This is a genomic window from Streptomyces sp. NPDC057623 (assembly GCF_042800355.1).
In the GTDB taxonomy this organism is placed as follows: Bacteria; Actinomycetota; Actinomycetes; order Streptomycetales; family Streptomycetaceae; genus Streptomyces.
Genome location: NZ_JBHVGZ010000070.1, coordinates 2750 through 21673, shown reverse-complemented (window position 1 = coordinate 21673; position 18924 = coordinate 2750). Strand labels below are relative to the sequence as shown.

Genomic DNA, 18924 nt, shown 5'->3' with positions numbered 1-18924 from the left:
ACCGACCCGCCCGTCTCGGAGCCTCTACCCCATGCACTCGCCGCACGATCCGTACGTCCGTGTCCGTGGCGCCCGTGAGCACAACCTCAAGGGCGTGGACGTCGACATTCCGCGGGACGTGTTGACCGTGTTCACAGGCGTGTCCGGTTCCGGGAAGTCGTCGCTCGCCTTCGGCACGATCTACGCGGAGGCCCAGCGCCGCTACTTCGAGTCGGTCGCGCCCTACGCGCGCAGGCTGATCCACCAGGTCGGCGCGCCGAAGGTCGGCGAGATCAGCGGACTTCCGCCCGCCGTGTCGCTCCAGCAGCGCCGCTCGGCGCCGACGTCCCGTTCCTCCGTCGGCACGGTCACCAACCTCTCCAACTCCCTGCGGATGCTGTTCTCCCGCGCGGGCGACTACCCGCCGGGCGCCGAGCGGCTCGACTCGGACGCCTTCTCGCCGAACACGGCGGCCGGGGCGTGCCCCCAGTGCCACGGGCTGGGCCAGGTGCACCGTACGAGCGAGGAGTTGCTGGTCCCCGACCCGGCGCTGTCGATCCGGGAGGGCGCGATCGCCGCGTGGCCGGGCGCCTGGCAGGGCAAGAACCTGCGCGACATCCTCGACGCGCTCGGCCACGACGTCGACCGGCCCTGGCGCGAGCTGCCCGCCGAGCAGCGGCGGTGGATCCTGTTCACCGACGAGCAGCCGGTCGTCACCGTGCACCCGGTGCGCGACGCGGACCGCATCCAACGGCCGTACCAGGGCACGTACATGAGCGCCCACCGGTACGTCATGCTGCATCATTGGCGCCTCCGGCGCGGGCCTTCTCCGACTCCAAGAGCGCGACGCTGAGGGCCAGGGCGGGGCGGTTCCTCGCCGCCGCGCCCTGCCCGGCGTGCGGCGGCAGCAGGCTGCGCCCCGAGCCGCTGGCGGTGACCTTCGCCGGCCGGACGATCGCCGAGCTGGCCGCGCTGCCGCTGACGGAACTGGCGGGCACGCTGGACGGGGAAGCCTCGTCGGAGTCGGCCCGTGTCCTCACCGAGGACCTCAGGTCCCGGATCGGGCCCGTCGTCGAGCTCGGCCTCGGCTACCTCAGCCTCGACCGCGCCACGCCCACGCTCTCCGCGGGCGAGCTGCAGCGTCTGCGGCTCGCGACGCAGCTGCGGTCCGGGCTCTTCGGTGTCGTGTACGTCCTCGACGAACCGTCCGCGGGACTGCACCCGGCGGACACGGAGGCGCTGCTGAGGGTGCTGGCGCGGCTGAAGGCGGCCGGGAACACGGTGTTCGTGGTCGAGCATCACCTCGACGTCATGCGGGGCGCCGACTGGCTGGTCGACGTGGGGCCGGACGCGGGCGAGCACGGCGGGCAGGTGCTGCACAGCGGGCCGGTGGCGGAGCTGGCGACGGTCGCGGAGTCGGCCACGGCACGGTTCCTCTTCGACGACTCCCCCGCCGCCGTACGCCAAGTACGGTCGCCGCACGGCCAGTTGAAGGTCGGTCCGGTCACCCGGCACAACCTGCGCGGGGTGACCGCCGAGTTCCCGCTCGGTGCGTTCACGGCCGTCACCGGGGTCTCGGGTTCGGGCAAGTCCACGCTGATCGGTGCGATCTCCGAGGAGCTGACGGGCGTGGGGCGCCTGGTCTCGGTCGACCAGAAGCCGATCGGGCGCACCCCGCGCTCGAACCTCGCCACCTACACCGGCCTCTTCGACGTCGTACGCAAGGTGTTCGCGGCCACCGAAGAGGCGCGGGCCCGTGGGTACGGTGTCGGGCGCTTCTCCTTCAACGTCACGGGCGGGCGCTGCGAGACCTGTCAGGGCGAGGGGTTCGTCAGCGTGGAGCTGCTGTTCCTGCCGAGCACGTACGCCCCGTGCCCGGACTGCGGCGGGGCGCGCTACAACCCCGAGACGCTCCAGGTGGCGTACCGGGGACGGAACATCGCGCAGGTGCTGGACCTCACGGTCGAGGCGGCCGCGGACTTCTTCGCGGACACCCCGGCCGTCGCCCGCAGCCTCGGCACCCTGCTCGACGTCGGCCTCGGCTATCTGCGGCTCGGCCAGCCCGCCACCGAGCTGTCCGGCGGCGAGGCCCAGCGCATCAAGCTGGCGAGCGAGCTCCAGCGCGCTCGCCGCGGCCACACCCTCTACCTCCTCGACGAGCCGACGACCGGCCTCCACCCGGCCGACGTCGAGGTGCTGATGCGCCAGCTGCACGGGCTCGTCGACGCCGGGCACACCGTCGTCGTGGTCGAACACGACATGTCCGTCGTCGCGGGCGCCGACTGGGTGATCGACCTGGGGCCGGGCGGCGGTGACGCGGGCGGACGGATCGTGGCGGCGGGCCGCCCGGCGGAGGTGGCGGGTGCGCGGGGGAGCGCCACGGCGCCGTATCTGGCGCGCGTGATGCCCTGAAAAGCCCTTGGGGACCCGGCACTCGGGCCTCGTAGAATCGCCGTGTGCGCTGATCCTCCGCGCGACGGCGGGTGCCGTCGCGGACCGTGTGGGCGCCCGGGACATGCCGTGGCCGCCCCGGCAGGCATACCCGTCGCCGTCCCACCGGAGATCACGCATGACCACGCAGCAGTCCCTCACCTACGACGCGTTCGTCGCGTTCGCCACGGCCGACCCCGCCGTGGTCGGTCTCGTCCTCAAGGGCTCGCGGGCCCACGACGGCATGGCCACCGAGCACTCCGACCACGATCTGTACGTCGTCCTCGCGGACGGCGCGGCGTCGGGCCTTCGTCGCCTCACCGGCCACCGCACGGCCCGGCTGGACCTGGTGATCGTCTCTCTCGCCGAGTTCCGGGCCGCCGGAATGCCGGGGCACGAGCGGTACGCCCTCGCCCGCGCACGGGTCGTGCTCGACCGGCTGGACGGGGGGATCGCACAGATCCTCGCCGCCAAGGCGCGGCTCGGCGCCGACGAGGCGTTCCGGGCCGCCGGCGGATGGCTCGACGCGTACGCCAACTCCGTCTACCGCTCGGTCAAGAACGACCGTGACGGCGAGCCGCTCGCCGCCCGGCTCGACGCGACCGACGGTCTGGGGCACCTCCTGGAGCTGCTCTTCGCCCTGGACCGGCGCCCTCGCCCGTACAACAAGTACCTACGCTGGGAGCTCGCCCGCCATCCGCTGCCGGGCTGGGACGGCCCCGCCCTGCTGCGGGACGTGGACCGTGTCTCGGCGAGCGGCGATGTGGCGGTCCAGCGGCGGCTGTTCGCCCGTGTGGAGGCCGCGGCCCGCCGGGCGGGGCACGGGGCGGTGCTGGATGCCTGGGGCGAGGATCTCCGGCTGATGCGGCCCCGGTAGCGCGGAGCGTTCGGCGGCGCGGGCCAGGGCGCGGCGGTCGGTGTGCGGGCCCGGCGCGATGGCCTCCCGCACCTCGACGTCGGCGACCAGCTCGCGTGCCCTGACCACCCGCCACACCGACGTCAGCAGCGCGTCCTCGCCGACGAATGCGGCCGTCGTGCTGGGCGCGCCCCGCGCGGTCCGGTACCGCAGCCGGACCGGCTGGACGGGGACGTCCGCGTCGAGGGCTGCCTGGAAGGCGGCCCGGCGGAAGTGGCCCTGGGCGCGGCCGCACCAGGTGCTGCCCTCGGGGAAGAGGGCGACCGCCTGGCCGGCCCGCAGTGCCTCGGCGATCCGGGCCACGGTGCCGGGCAGGGCACGGATCCTGTCGCGGTCGATGAAGAGGGTGCCGCCGCGGGCGGTCAGCCACCCCGCCACGGGCCAGTCCCGGATCTCCGACTTGGCGAGCATCCGGGCCGGGCGGACGGCGGCGAGCAGCGGGATGTCCAGCCAGGAGACGTGATTGGCGACGAGGAGCAGCCCGCCTTCGGGCGCGGCGCCGCCGTCGATCCGTGCCCGGACCCCCGCGGCCCGCACGACCCAGCCGCACCAGCGCCGGATCAGGACCGCGGGTATCCGGGTGCTCAGCGGGCAGGCCAGGAAGCCGACGAGCAGCAGGAGCAGGACGGCCGTGAGCCGCAGGGCGGCCAGGGGTACGGCTCTGCCGGGTCCCCGCGCGTCCACGCACGCCCGCGGGGTGCAGGGCGCGTGGGGCCGCCAGAGGTTCGCCGCCTCGACGGGGTGGGCCCACGCGATCGGTGTGCCGGTCGTGCCGGCCTGGGGAGCGGTAGCCGTGGGGACGTGCACGGCACCGAGGGAGTGGGTGCTCATGGCCGCCCGTCCGTCACGCCGGGGCGAGGGAGAGGAAGTGCCGCAGATAGCGCGAGTTGACCCGGCGCATCGACAGCAGCACGTACAGGTCGGCGACGCCGAACTCCGGGTCGTGCGCGGGCTCGCCGCAGACGAGGGCGCCGAGGCGGAGGTAGCCGCGCAGCAGGGCCGGGAGTTCGGTGCGGGTGGCGGGGGCGGCGGTGGCCGGCTGCCAGGGGCGCAGGGGTCGTACCCGGTACTCCTCCGGGGCCAGGTGCTTGGCCTGCACCCGGTCCCAGGTCGCGGCCGCGAGCGTGCCGCCGTCGGCCAGCGGGATCGAGCAGCAGCCGGCCAGCCACTCGTGGCCGCGGTCGACCATGTAGCGGGCGATGCCGGCCCAGATGAGGCTGATGACGGCGCCGTCGCGGTGGTCGGGGTGGACGCAGGAGCGGCCGACCTCGACCAGGTCCGGGCGCAGGGCGTCGATCCGGGTGAGGTCGAACTCGCCCTCGGAGTACAGCCGGCCCGCGACGGCGGCGCGCTCCGGCGGCAGCAGCCGGTAGGTGCCGACGACCTGCCCGGACACCTCCTCGCGGACGAGCAGATGGTCGCAGTACGCGTCGAAGGCGTCGATGTCGTGACCCGGCTGCGGGGTGGTCAGCAGGGCCCCCATCTCACCGGCGAAGACGTCGTGCCGCAGCCGCTGGGCGGCGCGCACGTCCTCCTCGTCGCGGGCGAGGCCGACGGTGTAGCGGGTGGGGGCCGTGGGCTGCGGGGGACGGTCGACGGTCAGTACGCCGGTCATGGCTTACTCCTGGTCACGGGCCGGGGACGGCGAGCGGAGGGCGGTGGCGAGCGGTGCCGGTCCTGTTCTTCCGATGCCGGTTGGCGTACGCGTGACCTGTGCCAGGAGAGCGGATGTGCGGATGTTGAACTTGCCGCGTGCGCCGAACGCGAGACGGGGCCGGGGAGCACCTCCCGACCCCGCCCGTCCGCACATCACGGCGAACGTCTGTTGCCACGCCCTCAGGGGCGCGCCGGCGCTACCGCTTCACCTTCCGCGCGGCCCGCAGCCACTCCTTGTTCATGCCGGTGATGGACATGAGCGGGATGCCCTTGGGGCAGGCGGTCGCGCACTCCCCGGCGAGGGTGCAGCCTCCGAAGCCCTCCTCGTCCATCTGCGCCACCATGTCGAGGACCCGTGTCTCCCGCTCGGGCGCGCCCTGCGGCAGCACGTTCAGATGGTTGATCTTGGCGGAGGTGAACAGCATCGCCGCCCCGTTGGGACACGCCGCCACACACGCCCCGCACCCGATGCACTCGGCGTGTTCGAAGGCGAGGTCGGCGTCCGGCTTCGGCACCGGCGCGGCGTGGGCCTCGGGAGCCGCACCCGTCGGCGCGGTGATGTACCCACCGGCCTGGATGATCCGGTCGAACGCCGTCCGGTCGACGACCAGGTCCTTGATCACCGGGAACGCCGACGCACGCCAGGGCTCGATGTCGATCGTGTCGCCGTCCTCGAAGGACCGCATGTGCAGCTGACAGGTGGTGGTGCGTTCCGGCCCGTGCGCATCGCCGTTGATCACGAGCGAGCAGGCGCCGCAGATGCCCTCACGGCAGTCGTGGTCGAACGCGACCGGGTCCTCACCGCGGAGGATGAGCTCCTCGTTGAGGGTGTCGAGCATCTCCAGGAAGGACATGTCGGTGGAGATGCCGTCCACCTCGTACGTGGACATGGCGCCTTCGGCGTCGGCGTTCTTCTGCCGCCAGACGCGCAGGGTGAGCTTCATGCGTAGCTCCGCTGGGTGGGGTGGACGTACTCGAAGACCAGGTCTTCCCTGTGCAGGACGGGAGCGGCGCCGGTCTCGGTGAACTCCCAGGCCGCCGCGTAGCCGAACTCGTCGTCCTTGCGGGCGGCCTCTCCGTCCGGTGTCTGCGACTCCTCGCGGAAGTGGCCGCCGCAGGACTCGTCGCGGTGCAGTGCGTCGAGGCACATGAGCTCGGCGAGTTCCAGGTAGTCGACGACGCGGTTGGCCTTCTCCAGTGACTGGTTGAACTCCTCGCCGACACCGGGGACCTTGATGCGCCGCCAGAACTCCTCGCGGATCTGCGGGATGCGGCTCAGCGCCTTGCGCAGTCCGGAGTCCGTGCGGGCCATCCCGCAGAACTCCCACATCAGTTCGCCGAGTTCGCGGTGGAAGGAGTCCGGCGTACGGTCGCCGTCCACGGCCAGCAGGAGGTTGACGCGGTCCTGGGTCTCGGCCAGCACCTCCTGGACGACCGGGTGTTCGCCGGTGACCTTCTCGTGGTGCGGGTTGCGGGCGAGGTAGTCGTTGATGGTGGCCGGCAGTACGAAGTAGCCGTCGGCCAGGCCCTGCATCAGGGCGGAGGCGCCGAGGCGGTTCGCGCCGTGGTCGGAGAAGTTGGCCTCGCCGATCGCGAACAGGCCGGGGATGGTGGTCTGGAGGTCGTAGTCGACCCACAGGCCGCCCATCGTGTAGTGCACGGCCGGGTAGATCCGCATCGGCACCTCGTACGGATCCTCGTCGGTGATCCGCTGGTACATGTCGAAGAGGTTGCCGTACCTGGCCTCGACGGCCCCCCGGCCCATCCGCTTGATGGCGTCCGCGAAGTCGAGGTAGACGCCCTGTCCGCCCGGGCCCACTCCCCTGCCCTCGTCGCAGACGTTCTTCGCGGCGCGGGAGGCGATGTCGCGCGGCACGAGGTTGCCGAAGGACGGGTAGACGCGCTCCAGGTAGTAGTCGCGCTCGTCCTCGGGGATCCTGTTCGCGGGACGGTCGTCGCCCTTCGCCTTCGGCACCCAGATCCGGCCGTCGTTGCGCAGCGACTCGCTCATCAGCGTCAGCTTGGACTGGTGGTCGCCGGTGCGCGGGATGCAGGTGGGGTGGATCTGGGTGAAGCAGGGGTTGGCGAAGTGGGCGCCGCGCCGGTGGGCCCGCCAGATCGCGGTGGCGTTGGAGTTCATGGCGTTCGTCGACAGGTAGAAGACGTTGCCGTAGCCGCCGCTGGCGAGTACGACGGCGTCCGCGAAGTACGTGTCGATGCGGCCGGTGATGAGATCGCGCGCCACGATGCCGCGCGCCTTCCCGTCGACGACGATCAGGTCGAGCATCTCGGTACGGGGGTGCATCTCGATGTTCCCCGCGGCGATCTGCCTGCTGAGGGCCTGGTAGGCGCCGAGCAGCAGCTGCTGTCCCGTCTGGCCGCGGGCGTAGAAGGTCCGGGAGACCTGTACGCCGCCGAAGGACCGGGTGTCGAGCAGACCGCCGTACTCGCGGGCGAACGGCACGCCCTGCGCGACACACTGGTCGATGATCTCGACCGAGATCTGCGCGAGGCGGTGCACGTTGGACTCCCGGGCCCGGAAGTCGCCGCCCTTGACGGTGTCGTAGAACAGCCGGTGGACGGAGTCGCCGTCGTTGCGGTAGTTCTTGGCCGCGTTGATGCCGCCCTGCGCGGCGATGGAGTGGGCGCGGCGCGGGGAGTCCTGGTAGCAGAACTGAACGACGTGGTAGCCCTGTTCGGCGAGGGTGGCGCCCGCGGAGCCGCCGGCCAGCCCGGTCCCGACCACGATCACCGTGTGTTTGCGCCGGTTGGCGGGGTTGACCAGCTTGGCCTCGAAGCGGCGCTTGTCCCAGCGCTCGTTGACGGGGCCGGAGGGGGCTTTGCCGTCGACGACGGGTTCGCCGGTCGTGTAGTCGGTGTACGCGTTCATGGTCAGCTCACCACTCCGGTCATGACACCCACGGGTACGGCGATGAAGCCGGCCGTGAGCAGCAGCGCGAGGACGTTGGCCGTGGCCTTCAGGGTGCGGTCGCGGGTGCGGCTGCCGGCGCCGAGGGTCTGGGCGGCGCTCCAGAAGCCGTGCCGGACGTGCAGGCCGAGCGCGAGCATCGCGACGATGTAGACGACGTTGCCGTACCAGGTGGAGAAGGTGTCCACGACGTTCTGGTACGGGTGGCCCTCCTGGAAGCCGCCGGAGTGCACGGTGCCGGTCGTCAGGTCCAGGATGTGCCAGACGATGAACAGGCCGAGGATGATGCCGCCCCAGCGCATGGTGCGCGTGGCATAGCTCGCCCGCGGCTTCCTGTGCACGTACTTGCTGGGGCGCGCCCTGATGTCGCGGCGGCTGAGCTGGTACGCCGAGGTGGCGTGCGCGACGACGGCGACGACCAGCACGACCCGGACGAGCCAGAGCGTCCACTCGTAGTGCATGAACGGCTCGCCGACGATGCGCAGCCAGTGCGCGTAGTGGTTGAACTCGCCCGCCCCGAAGAAGATCTTCAGGTTGCCGATCATGTGGGTGACCAGGTACAGCAGCATGATCAGCCCGCTGACCGCCATCACGGTCTTCTTGCCGACGGTGGAGTCCCACACCGTGCGTGCCATGGACGGCCGTCGATCCGTCCGCGTTGCCAGAGCCATGGAACAGGACGCTATGGCCGGACACCCTCATCGGTCCAAGACATGGTCCGGCTCGTTTCGATAGGCATACTCTATGGTCGCCGTATGCTGGGAGGATGCAGTTCCAGCAGCTCCAGTACTTCGTGGCGGTCGCCGAGACCCGGCACTTCACCCGGGCCGCCGACCTGGTGCATGTCGCGCAGCCCTCGCTGTCACAGCAGATCAAGGCGCTGGAGCGGGAGTTGGGCGCGGACCTCTTCCTGCGGGCGCGCGGCAACATCACGCTGACGGACGCCGGCGAGGCCCTGCTGCCCCTGGCCCGGCGCATCCTGGCCGACGCGGACACCGCACGGCACGAGGTGCAGGAACTGGTGCAGCTGCGCCAGGGCCGCGTCCGGCTGGGCGCCACCCCGAGCGTGTGCACGGGCCTGCTCCCGGACGTGCTGCGCGCCTTCCACGACCGCTACCCCGGCATCCAGCTGCTGATCGAGGAGGGCGGCTCGCACGACCTGGTGCGGGAGCTCGCCCGCGGCGCCCTCGACCTGGCCCTGGTCGTCCTGCCCCTGCCGACCCCCTCCCCCGCGCTGACCACGGTGGAGCTGCTCCGCGAGGACCTGGTGGTCGTCTCCTCGCCGGAGGCGCCCCATCCGGGCGGGAACCGGCGCACCGTGCGGATCGCCGACCTGGAGGGCGAACGCCTGGTGATGTTCCGGCACGGCTACGACCTGCGTGAACTGACCGTGGCCGCCTGCCGCGCCGAGGGCTTCGAACCGGACTTCGCGGTCGAGGGCGGCGAGATGGACGCGGTGCTGGGGTTCGTGCGGGCCGGGCTGGGGGTGGCCGTCGTCCCGCGCATGGTCGCGGCACGGTCGGGCCGGGGTCTACGGGTCACCCCGCTGGCCCGGCCCGGCCTGCACCGCACGATCGCGCTCGCCCACCGCAGCGACGTGGCTCCGCCCCGGGCCGCGCGGGAGCTTCAGCGGATGCTGTTGGAACGGTGAGCGGCGCTTGAGGGCCGCCCGCGCGGACCCGGCAGGTCAGCCGAAGGTGATCACGCTGCGGCCGTGCGCGGATCCGTCGGCCATCGCGTCGAGGACCGCCGGAGCCTGGTCGAGGGCGATCGGTGTGACCTCGGGCAGGATTTTGTGAGCCGCCGAGAAGGCGAGGGTGTCGCGCAGATCGTGCGGGGAGCCGGACGGGGACGCGGCCACGTGCAGGCGGTTGAGGATCATGGGCTGGGTGGGCAGCGTGAGCGGTTGTGGACCGTAGCCGAGGAGGAGGAGTGTGCCGTCGGGGGCGAGGCCGCCGACGGTGGCGGTGGCGGCCGCCGTGGACGGGGCGGCGTTGAGCACCAGGTTCGCGCCCCCGTCCCAGGCCCTGAGCGCGTCGGCCGGGTCGGACTCGTCGGTGGCCACGTGCAGTTCGGCGCCCAGGCTCTTCGCCTGCTCCTCGCCGCGCCGGGAACGGCCCACGACCGCCACCCGGGCGCCCATGGCGACCGCGTAGCGCACGGCCAGGGCACCCACTCCGCCCAGTCCGACGACGGCGACCCTGGCTCCGGCCCTGGCGCCGCCCTGCCGCAGACCGTTGAAGGCGGTCAGGCCCGCGCACATCAGCGGGGCCGCGGCCACGGGGTCGAGGCCGTCCGGCAGCGGGGTGACGAAGTCGGCCTTGAGCAGGGCGTACTCGGCGTAGCCACCGTCGGTGACGACGCCGGTGACGCGCTTGCGGGGACACAGGATCTGGTCTCCGCGCACGCAGTGGTCGCAGTGCCCGCAGGAGTCGTACAGGAACTGGGCTCCCACCACGGTCCCGACCTCGGGCCAGGCCACGCCCTCGCCGACCGCGGTCACCACCCCGGTGATCTCATGGCCGGGGACGACGGGATACCGGGCGAAGGGGTAGTGACCGCGCAGGAGGTTCAGGTCGGAGAAGCAGACGCCGCAGGCGGTGACCTTGACCAGGACCTCGCCGGCGGCCGGCTGGGGGACGTCGAGCTCGTCGAGGGCGAGCGGAAGGTTCGCGCCGGTGGCGACGGCAGCACGCATCGCGGGCTCCTGGGGGTTGAGGAGAGGCCCTCCGGGTTGTCCGGTTGCCCGGTGTCCTTCGGGTCTTCGGGTCCTCAGTGTCCCCGCCCCATGCCTCTTTCCGCGCGATCGCCGCGGCCGGTCCCGCCCTTGCGCCGACCCACTCGGCGAGAGCAGCCGTACGGGACAGGACGCGCCCCGCCCCGCCCCGTACGGCCACCGGGCTTCAGCCCGCGGCGTCCACCAGCGCCAGTTCGTGCAGTCGGTCCGGCGGGCCCGGACGGGCGTAGTACCAGCCCTGGGCCGTGTCGCAGCCCAGGATCCGCAGCTGCTCGGCCTGGGCTCCGGTCTCCACGCCCTCCACCGTGACCGTGAGGTCCAGACCGTGGGCGAGGGAGACGATCCCCTCGACGATCTTGAGGTCGACGGGGTCGGCCGGGAACCGCTGCATGCTCTGGGTGAAGGAGCGGTCCAGCTTGAGGATGCTCACCGGCAGCCGACGCAGGTTGGCGAGGTTGGAGTAGCCGGTGCCGAAGTCGTCCAGGGCGATGTCGACGCCCATCTCGGCCAGGCGCCGCAGGGGCTTGAGCAGATCGTCGTCGGCGCCGATGAGGGCCGACTCGGTGACCTCCAGGCAGAGGGCGTCGGGTGCCACGCCCGCGCGCTCCAGGATGTCCACCGTGTCCTGGACCAGCCCGGGGTGGGTGAGCTGACAGGGCGAGAGGTTGACGTTGATGCGGAGCGGGCCGGTGTCGTCCAGGCGTTCGCGCCACTCGCGCGCCTGACGCACCGACTGCTCCAGGACCCAGCGGCCGAGCGGAACGATGAGTCCCGTGTGCTCGGCGAGCGGGATGAACCGGTCCGGGCCGAGGATGCCGTGCTGCGGATGCAGCCAGCGCACCAGCGCCTCCGCGCCGCGCACACTGCCGTCGCCGAGGTGGACCAGCGGCTGGTACTCGATGAAGAACTCGCCCCGCTCCAGGGCCATCGGCAGCGCCGTGGTCAGTCCGTGCCGGGTGATGGCGCGGGCGTCGGCCTCCTCGTCGGCGAGCTCGAAGCGGTTGCCGCCCGCCGACTTGGCCCGGTACATGGTGATGTCGGCGCTGCGCAGCACCTCCGCCGGGCTGCGTTCCCCGGACGGCCCCTCGACGATGCCGATGCTGCCGCGCACGGTCAGCTCCCGGCCGTCGACGCTGATCGGGGCGATGAGCGCGTTCATGATGCGGGCGGCGAGTTCGTCGACCTCGTGCTCGGTGTCGGGGCCGGTGGTCAGCGCCACGAACTCGTCGCCGCCGAGCCGCGCGACCATCTCGCCGGGCGCGGTGGCGCAGGACTGGAGCCGGTCGGCGACCTCCACGAGCAGCCGGTCGCCGGCCGCGTGGCCGAGGCTGTCGTTGACGGTCTTGAAGCCGTCCAGGTCGAGGTAGCACAGGCCGAAGCGCTGGCCTTCCCCGGCGCCCAGCGCCTTCTCCAGGCGCTCGAAGAAGAAGGTGCGGTTGGGCAGACCGGTGAGCGCGTCGTGCGTGGCCTCGTAGCGCAGCCGCAGATTGAGCAGGCGGCGCTCGGTGGTGTCCTCCATGAGGGCCAGCTGGTACTGCGGTTCGCCGTCGGCATCACGCAGCAGGGAGACCGTGAGGTTGGTCCACAGGACCGTTCCGTCAGGGCGGGAGAACGCCTTCTCGACGTGGTAGTGCTCGCGCTCGCCGCGTACCAGTTCGTCGTAGAGCTTCCAGGTCTGCGGCGCGTCCTCGGGGTGGGTCCACTGCATGACGTTGCGGCCGTGCATGGTCTGCTCGGAGACACCGAACATCCTCAGCAGCGCGCCGTTGACCTGGAGGACGTTGCCCTCCAGGTCGGCGATGCCGATTCCTATGGCCGCGCCCTCGAAGACCGCGCGGAAGCGGGCCTCGGTGGCGTGCAGGGCCTGGGCGACCACGCCCTGCGCCTTGAGGGCGGCCGCGGAGATCGCCTCCTGCTCGGCCAGCGTGCGCTCGCGCAACGCCTGGGCGAACCCGGCGGCCATGGCGTGCTGAAGCCGCGCCGAGCGGGCCCGCAGGTCCTCCTGGTCGCCGTCGGCGCCGCAGTAGAGCACGAGGTAGGCGTCGACGCAGTCCAGCGAGCGGCTGAGCGCCTCGGGGTCGGTGCAGTGCGCGCCGACGAGGGCGGCGCCGACCGCCTTGCCCTCGTCCGCGTCGAAGGTCCTGGACCTGAGCGCCTCGCTCAACCGCCTGGCCAGCGGGAGCAGCTGCTCCTCGAACTCCGGCCGGGTCGACGACGTCGAGGTCACCGGGAAGACCGCCCGGCTCCAGATCGTCGCGAACCGGCGCAGTCTGTCCTCCGGCCCGTCCGGCCCCGCGCTCACGCCGTACGCCCCACGCCGGCGAACCCGGAGAAGGCCCACGGATCCTCGTCGTCCGGTGCGGTGTCCGGTCGCCAGAGCGGCATCGGCACCAGTCCGGGTTCCACCATGTCGTACCCCTCGAAGAACCGCGCGATGGTGTCGCGCGAGCGCATGATCAGCGGGTTGCGAATGTCCTTGTACACGTCGACCGTGCCCTTGGCCCGCTCCTCGGACAGCGGGATTCCCTCGTACGAGGCATGCGTGAGCACCAGCAGGCTGCCGGGCGCGAGCGCGTCGCGCAGTTGTGCCACCACGTCGTACGGGTCGTCCTCGTCCTCCACGAAGTGCAGTATGGCAACGAGCAGCAGCGCCACCGGCCGGTTCAGGTCGATGAGGCGCTCGACCTCGGAACTGGCGAGGATCTCCCGGGGCTTGCGCAGGTCCCCGGCGACGATGTCCGCGCCCTCGTTGCCCTCCAGGACCGCCTGGCTGTGCGCGACGGCGACCGGGTCGTGGTCGACGTACACCACGCGTGCGTCGGGACTGGCCGTCTGGGCGACCTCGTGGACGTTGCCGAAGGTCGGGATCCCGGAGCCGATGTCCAGGAACTGGGTGATGCCCTCGTCGACCGCGTAGCGCACCGCGCGGCGCATGAACGCCCGGTTCGCCTGCATGATCTTGGGCAGTCCCGGCATGAACTCCATGGCCTTGCGGCCGGCTTCCCGGTCGACCTCGAAGTTGTGCGAACCGCCCAGGTAGTAGTCGTAGATCCGCGAGACGCTGGGCACCGAGATGTCGATGCTCCGAGGGGCCCAGGCGGGACGCTCCATCTGTCTCTCCATGGCGTAGGCGATCCGGTGTTCGAGCTGAGGCTACTGATCGCCCGCCAAAGGAGCGAGCAGAAACGGAAATTGACCATCCGTTCCCGGTCACTGCCTGTGGCACGTGCCGGATGGACGCCCCACGCACTCTTCACGAAAGCATCCGAAGCATTCCACAGAGTTCCGAACCATGGTGAAACAGGCTGATGAACCGGGGTGCATCACGGCAAACCGGTCCGCCCCCCCGCGCGTTGAGCCGCGGGGGGGGGCGGACCGGTGGATCGGCGCGCCGTCCGTTCGTCCGGCACTCTCGCTGTGTCTCCCCCTCCCTTCCCTGGTCCGTGCTCGACTGGGTGAGGCGATCAACCCTGGGGAGGTGTGATCCTCTACTGCTCCGGCGCGCCGACCGGCTTGCCGTCGGGACGGATGGCGAACCAGGTTCCGCCGACGCCCTGACCGTTGGTGTCGCCGGGCTTCTTGTCACCGGCGAAGGTGTAGATCGGCACACAGTCGATGGTCTGCTGCTTCAGCCCGTCGGGCCGGTCGAAGACCACGTAACCCTGACCCCGGGGACCGGACCCCTTCAGGTCGATGCCCTTGGTGTCCTTGGCGTCGACCGGCTCGATGACCGGCCACTTCTCCAGGCACTCGCCGGTGCACGCCGTCTTCATCGGCCAGGGCGAGTCCTTCATGAAGCGGTAGACCGTGTGGCCGTTCTTGTCGATGACGATCTCGCCCAGCTTGGCGTCCTTGCGCGTGGACAGACCGGGCAGGTCGCCCGCCTCGGCCTCGGCCCCGCCCTGTGCCTTCTTGCCGTCGGGGGCGAGCGCGTACCAAGTGCCGCCCACGCCCTGGCCCTTGACGTCACCGGCGTTGACGTCCTTGGCGAAGCGGTACGCCGGCCAGCCGTCGACCGTCAGCTGCTTGGTGCCGTCGGACCGGGTGACCGAGCCGAGCAGCGCCTTGTCGATACCGGCACCGGCCGTGGCATCGTCCGCGGGGACCGGCGGCCACTTCGCGGCACAGTCGCCGTCGCAGTTCGACTTGGGCGGATCCACGGTGTCCTTGTCGAAGCGGTAGAGCGTCACACCGGCGCTGTCGGTCAGCACCTTGCCGAGTTCCTCGTTGGTGGAAACGGACAGCTCACCAGCGGAGTTCGCCTGCGTGGCGGCGCTCTCCTGGCCCTCCGCGCCGGCGTCGTAACCGGATCCGTTCCCCAGACCGGTACCAGCGGTTCCGTAGTCACCGGCCGCGGCCGTGGCACCGACGTTCTGACTGCTCGCCGGCGGGGCCGCTTCCTCCCCACATGCCGTCGTCAGCGCCAGTACCGCTACGGCGCTCACCACGAGCGAGGCGCTCCGCCACGAGGTCTTCATCGTCAACTCCCCAATATCACAAGGATGTTGCAGCGCCCTGCTGCGCCGCCGCACGACAGGAGGTACGCACGGGAGCCACGCTCGTGTTCAACCGGCGCACAAATTTCTTTCCGGAACCTGTGGCGCCGCCCGCGTCACACCTGTGAATCCTCCGGGCCCCGCCTGTCCCGCCCACCCCTCCGCCCACTTTTCATCGCACACGCGTGCGCCCCTCGCGGTTACGCGTCCGCCGGCGGATCAAACCTTTCGTGGGTCATCTGTCGCCCGTTCGGGGCAATCAACTCACTCTTCGGCGTATGGTCACGCGAACTGGGCTCAAGATCTTCGTCGTGCATGGACACGAACCGACCCAATCCACCCTCACCACACGGGTGTTGACGGTGCTGACACTGACCTGGCTCCTGGTGTCGGCACCGGCCGGCATGGCCGAGGCGACTGTCTGCGCGTACGCCGACACCGGCCCGGACGGCGCGAGGGCGGTCGCGGTCGCCGGGACCTTCACCTGGCCGACTCCCTCGCAGTGCCCGACCCCGAGCCCGACCCCCACCCCGACACCGACGCCGTCGCCCACTCCGTCGCCCACGCCCAAGCCGTCGCCCTCGCCGGATCTCACGCCCACGCCGACACCGAAACCCACGCCCACCCCGAGACCCGAGCCGCCGCCTCCGCCACCACCCCCGGCGACTGCGGCGCCCCCGGCTCCGAGGCCCGCGCCACCCCGCCCGCGGCCGGCCCCCACTCCGGCGCCGGCACCCGAGCCGTCGGTCAGGCCCACCCCGAGTCCGTCCGCGACCCCGGTGCACTACCCCCCGTACCGCGCCACCCACCACCGGCGGGCGGCGGACGACGCCCCGTCGCCCCTCACCTTCGTCCTGCTCATCGCGGTGCCCGCCATCGCCGCCGTGGCCGCGCTGCGTCCGCGCTGAGCCCGCTGAACCTGGAGGCATCTCTTGCCGGAATGGCTTGTTCTCACCCTCGCGATGCTGGCCGCCTGCTCCGTGGTGGTCATCATCACCCTCCTGCGACACCGCACGGCCCCCGACGACGAGGACCCCTCCGAGACGCCGGACGTCATCGAGTACATGACGATGTGGATCGGCGTGGTCTACGCCATCGTCCTGGGCCTGGCCATCGCCGGCGTGTGGGAGGGCCGCAGCGCCGCCCAGGACCACGTCCAGGCGGAGGCCGTGGCGCTGCACGAGATCTCGGAGCGGGTCCGGATCTATCCCGCCGACGTCCGCGACCGCATTCGGGAGGATGTCAACGCCTATGTCGGACACGTCGTCAACACCGAGTGGAAGACGATGGCCGACGACGGCCGGATGACCGAGCGCGGCACCGAGCTTCTTCAGCGCGTCCGCGAGGACGTCACCGACTACGAGCCGAGGACGGACTTCGAGGCACAGGCCTACCAACCGGTCCTCGACCAGGTCACCGCCGCCGACCAGGCGCGCAACGCCCGGGCGAACTCGACCGGGGAGACCATGCCGGGCGTGGTGTGGTTCGGGCTCATCGCGGGCGGCCTGGTCACCATCGGGATGATCTTCGCCCTGCAGATCCGGCGCACACCCCGCGAACTGGTCCTGGCCGGGCTCTTCTCCGCGCTGATCGCCTTCCTGCTCTTCCTCATCTGGGACTTCGACGCGCCGTACAGCCGGGGCGTGACGGCATCGGCGGAACCGTTCCTCGAACTCTTCCCACACATCAAGGGCTGACAGCCCCTCACCCGACGGGCCGACGGGCCGACGGGCCGACGGGGGACGCCGTCCCCTGAGCGGCCCACACCGTTGACCCATTCGTACGACAGCGATCGCGCAGGTGGACGCACCTTCCTAGCGTTTCGACCATCGAGGTGCATGTCCGTCGCGAGCGGAAGAGGTCCGCAGCTGCTCCTCGGGGAACCCGGAGGAACCACCCATGCGCGCGATACGCGTCACTTCGGCCGCCCTGCTGAGTGCCACCGCCCTCGCCATGACCGCCCCGGCCGCCCGGGCGCACGACGACGACTCAGGATTCTGGGCCAGGGTCCTGCCCACCACCGTCGCGGCCGGCGACCCGGTCATCCTGCGCGCGACCGGCTGCGAGCAGAGCGTGACCGTGGCCTCGGCCGTCTTCGACACCGTCACCATTCGCCGGGGGCGCACGACGGCCAGGGTCATGGTCGACCGGGACGCCAGGCCGGGTGCCGTGTACGAGGTGTCGTTCTACTGCGGCACCTTCTGGCAGAGCGTCGACCTCACCATCGCCGGCGGCCGGCCCGCACCGGTACGGCCCGCGCACCCGCGGAAGGGCGTGCACGCGGGTGACGGGGGCAGCCTCGCCGGACTGAACCTCAAGGAACTCGGTCTGGGCGCCGCGCTGATCACGGGCGCGCTCGGGACGGCGTACCACCTCTCCCGGCGTCGCACCGAAGGGGACGACGCCTGAGAGCACCGCCCGCCCCGCCCACGACTGCGCTCAGGTCTTCGCCCCGGATCCCCACGAGGGGGCCGGGGCGAAGACCTGGGCACGTGAGCGGCGGAGCCTTCTCCGCGGGCGGCGCGTCAGATCCGCTTCTCCGCACGACGCCGCATCCAGAACACCCCGCCACCGACGAGGGCCACGGCGATGAGCCCGCCCCCGATGGCCATGTCGGTCGGTGTCGCCCCGGTGGAGCTGCTGCCGCCCAGACCGCCCTGGACGCCGCCGATGACGGTGAAGGCGGCCGGGTTGGTCAGCGTCCTGGAGTCGCAGCTGACCGTGATGCTGTGGGAACCCGGCCGCGCGTTCCTGTCGACCGTCGCGGTGCCCCGCGCCGTGTTGCTGCCGCGCACGGGACTCAGGTGCGTGGGCCGGAACGCGTCCGAGGTCGCGGTGCCGCCCCGCGGGCAGTTGTCGACGGTGATGGTGAGCTGCCCGCCGCGGGCGATGACGCTCGGCAGAGCCACGATGTTGCTCGGGCCGACGGGCATGCCGTCGCGTGCGACGGCCGCGGGGGCGGCGAGGCTGAGAGCGGCGACCGCGGTGGCAGCGGCCGCCATGGCACGTGAAGTACGCATGTGATCCTCCGCGGAAGACGCCCCGGGAACCGTCCCCGGTCGATCGGCGAGAAAGCGCCTCCCAGAAAGACCCTCAGATGCCGTGCGCGAGGCCGCATTTCGGCGATGGTCCGTCCTGGTGAGAGGACACACCGACCGACAACCCCACAATCGGAATTGCCGCAGGTCACGGACCGTCAGAATTTTCCTGTCGGCGGCAACTCGGATGGCGCACCGAAAGGAGAGCGGGCCACCCGTTCGTATCTGTGCCGTCGCCGGTTGCGCGCGCGGGACTTAGCGTTCACGTATGCGCGAATGACGTGGCGACGGCCGCGCCGAGAGGGGAAGGCGAATGTCTGCGTCCGAGGCGGCCGAACTGGCCGAAGAGGAGGAGCGGCGGAGGAAGCGTGCTCCTTGGGGTGTGATAGCGCTTGTCCTGCTGACCGGTCTCGCGCTCGTTCGCAACGGCTCGGGCGAGTTCGACGTGGGTCCGCCGCAGCCCGCGTCGGCGGCCGCCGCGGACCGCCAGGTGCCAGGCGGCCTCTTCGCCGGTGCCGCTCAGCCGCTGCCGTACGCGCTGCCGGAGCGGGTCAGGATCCCCGGGATCCAGGTGGACGCGCCGGTCATCCCGGTCGGCCTGGACGTGGACGGCTGGGTCGGCGCGCCGCCGCCGGAGGACCCCAATCTGGCGGGCTGGTTCACCGGCTCCGTGTCCCCCGGCGAGAAGGGCACCGCGGTGGTCGTCGGCCATGTCGACAACACGCAGGGCCCCGCCGTGTTCT

14 protein-coding genes and 3 pseudogenes are annotated in these 18924 nt (G+C 71.6%); 7 read left to right on the top strand and 10 right to left on the bottom strand.

Going from position 1 to position 18924, the window contains the following annotated elements:
- Positions 1-31 precede the first annotated feature (31 nt).
- Positions 32-2391: pseudogene (locus ACFU95_RS41445) on the top strand (ATP-binding cassette domain-containing protein).
- Between the two features lie 157 nt (positions 2392-2548).
- Positions 2549-3286, top strand: coding sequence for a hypothetical protein (locus ACFU95_RS41440; RefSeq protein ID WP_383839784.1), 738 nt, complete (start codon positions 2549-2551; stop codon positions 3284-3286).
- A gap of 249 nt (positions 3287-3535) precedes the next feature.
- Here ACFU95_RS41440 and ACFU95_RS41435 read toward each other — a convergent pair.
- The 5 genes and pseudogenes from ACFU95_RS41435 to ACFU95_RS41415 all read right to left on the bottom strand — a co-directional run.
- Positions 3536-4156: pseudogene (locus tag ACFU95_RS41435) on the bottom strand (lysophospholipid acyltransferase family protein); the annotation flags it as partial.
- Between the two features lie 13 nt (positions 4157-4169).
- The gene (locus tag ACFU95_RS41430; RefSeq protein ID WP_383839781.1) at positions 4170-4940 is read right to left on the bottom strand and encodes a GNAT family N-acetyltransferase; all 771 of its coding nucleotides are present in this window, start codon (positions 4938-4940) and stop codon (positions 4170-4172) included.
- 238 nt (positions 4941-5178) lie between these two features.
- Positions 5179-5925, bottom strand: a complete 747-nt coding sequence (locus ACFU95_RS41425; protein ID WP_383839778.1) for a succinate dehydrogenase/fumarate reductase iron-sulfur subunit — start codon at positions 5923-5925, stop codon at positions 5179-5181.
- Positions 5922-7871, bottom strand: a complete 1950-nt coding sequence (locus ACFU95_RS41420; RefSeq protein WP_383839776.1) for a fumarate reductase/succinate dehydrogenase flavoprotein subunit — start codon at positions 7869-7871, stop codon at positions 5922-5924. Before ACFU95_RS41420 ends, ACFU95_RS41425 begins: the two co-directional genes overlap by 4 nt.
- A gap of 2 nt (positions 7872-7873) precedes the next feature.
- A complete protein-coding gene (locus tag ACFU95_RS41415; RefSeq protein ID WP_383839773.1) occupies positions 7874-8545 on the bottom strand; it encodes a succinate dehydrogenase in 672 nt (223 codons plus the stop codon).
- 131 nt (positions 8546-8676) lie between these two features.
- Here ACFU95_RS41415 and ACFU95_RS41410 point away from each other — a divergent pair, with 131 nt between their 5' ends.
- Positions 8677-9561, top strand: a complete 885-nt coding sequence (locus ACFU95_RS41410) for a LysR family transcriptional regulator (RefSeq protein ID WP_383839771.1) — start codon at positions 8677-8679, stop codon at positions 9559-9561.
- 36 nt (positions 9562-9597) lie between these two features.
- Here ACFU95_RS41410 and ACFU95_RS41405 read toward each other — a convergent pair whose 3' ends face one another.
- From ACFU95_RS41405 to ACFU95_RS41390, 4 genes are all read right to left on the bottom strand, one after another.
- On the bottom strand, positions 9598-10608 hold the full coding sequence (locus ACFU95_RS41405) for an alcohol dehydrogenase catalytic domain-containing protein (protein WP_383839768.1): 1011 nt from the start codon (positions 10606-10608) through the stop codon (positions 9598-9600).
- A 205-nt stretch (positions 10609-10813) separates the two neighbouring features.
- On the bottom strand, positions 10814-12949 hold the full coding sequence (locus ACFU95_RS41400) for a putative bifunctional diguanylate cyclase/phosphodiesterase (RefSeq protein ID WP_383839765.1): 2136 nt from the start codon (positions 12947-12949) through the stop codon (positions 10814-10816).
- The gene (locus tag ACFU95_RS41395; protein ID WP_383839762.1) at positions 12946-13758 is read right to left on the bottom strand and encodes an SAM-dependent methyltransferase; all 813 of its coding nucleotides are present in this window, start codon (positions 13756-13758) and stop codon (positions 12946-12948) included. Before ACFU95_RS41395 ends, ACFU95_RS41400 begins: the two co-directional genes overlap by 4 nt.
- Positions 13759-14135: 377 nt before the next feature.
- Positions 14136-15125: an SCO0930 family lipoprotein gene (locus ACFU95_RS41390; protein ID WP_383839759.1), complete on the bottom strand. Its 990-nt coding sequence runs from the start codon at positions 15123-15125 to the stop codon at positions 14136-14138.
- Between the two features lie 797 nt (positions 15126-15922).
- Here ACFU95_RS41390 and ACFU95_RS41385 point away from each other — a divergent pair.
- From ACFU95_RS41385 to ACFU95_RS41375, 3 genes are all read left to right on the top strand, one after another.
- The gene (locus tag ACFU95_RS41385; RefSeq protein ID WP_383839756.1) at positions 15923-16051 is read left to right on the top strand and encodes a hypothetical protein; all 129 of its coding nucleotides are present in this window, start codon (positions 15923-15925) and stop codon (positions 16049-16051) included.
- Positions 16052-16075: 24 nt separating this feature from the next.
- Positions 16076-16840, top strand: coding sequence for a hypothetical protein (locus ACFU95_RS41380; RefSeq protein ID WP_383839753.1), 765 nt, complete (start codon positions 16076-16078; stop codon positions 16838-16840).
- Positions 16841-17042: 202 nt separating this feature from the next.
- Positions 17043-17552: a hypothetical protein gene (locus ACFU95_RS41375; protein ID WP_383839750.1), complete on the top strand. Its 510-nt coding sequence runs from the start codon at positions 17043-17045 to the stop codon at positions 17550-17552.
- Positions 17553-17668: 116 nt separating this feature from the next.
- Here ACFU95_RS41375 and ACFU95_RS41370 read toward each other — a convergent pair whose 3' ends face one another.
- A complete protein-coding gene (locus ACFU95_RS41370) occupies positions 17669-18163 on the bottom strand; it encodes a hypothetical protein (protein WP_383839747.1) in 495 nt (164 codons plus the stop codon).
- Positions 18164-18494: 331 nt separating this feature from the next.
- Between ACFU95_RS41370 and ACFU95_RS41365 the strand changes: the two are divergent.
- Positions 18495-18924 (top strand): annotated as a pseudogene (locus ACFU95_RS41365) (sortase domain-bontaining protein); the annotation flags it as partial.

Bases quoted from the DNA above. Each gene is read 5' to 3' on its own strand.
- ACFU95_RS41440 (WP_383839784.1), top strand. From the start codon at position 2,549: ATGACCACGCAGCAGTCCCTCACCTACGACGCGTTCGTCGCGTTCGCC.
- ACFU95_RS41430 (WP_383839781.1), bottom strand. From the start codon at position 4,940: ATGACCGGCGTACTGACCGTCGACCGTCCCCCGCAGCCCACGGCCCCC.
- ACFU95_RS41425 (WP_383839778.1), bottom strand. From the start codon at position 5,925: ATGAAGCTCACCCTGCGCGTCTGGCGGCAGAAGAACGCCGACGCCGAA.
- ACFU95_RS41420 (WP_383839776.1), bottom strand. From the start codon at position 7,871: ATGAACGCGTACACCGACTACACGACCGGCGAACCCGTCGTCGACGGC.
- ACFU95_RS41415 (WP_383839773.1), bottom strand. From the start codon at position 8,545: ATGGCACGCACGGTGTGGGACTCCACCGTCGGCAAGAAGACCGTGATG.
- ACFU95_RS41410 (WP_383839771.1), top strand. From the start codon at position 8,677: ATGCAGTTCCAGCAGCTCCAGTACTTCGTGGCGGTCGCCGAGACCCGG.
- ACFU95_RS41405 (WP_383839768.1), bottom strand. From the start codon at position 10,608: ATGCGTGCTGCCGTCGCCACCGGCGCGAACCTTCCGCTCGCCCTCGAC.
- ACFU95_RS41395 (WP_383839762.1), bottom strand. From the start codon at position 13,758: ATGGAGCGTCCCGCCTGGGCCCCTCGGAGCATCGACATCTCGGTGCCC.
- ACFU95_RS41390 (WP_383839759.1), bottom strand. From the start codon at position 15,125: ATGAAGACCTCGTGGCGGAGCGCCTCGCTCGTGGTGAGCGCCGTAGCG.
- ACFU95_RS41375 (WP_383839750.1), top strand. From the start codon at position 17,043: ATGCGCGCGATACGCGTCACTTCGGCCGCCCTGCTGAGTGCCACCGCC.
- ACFU95_RS41370 (WP_383839747.1), bottom strand. From the start codon at position 18,163: ATGCGTACTTCACGTGCCATGGCGGCCGCTGCCACCGCGGTCGCCGCT.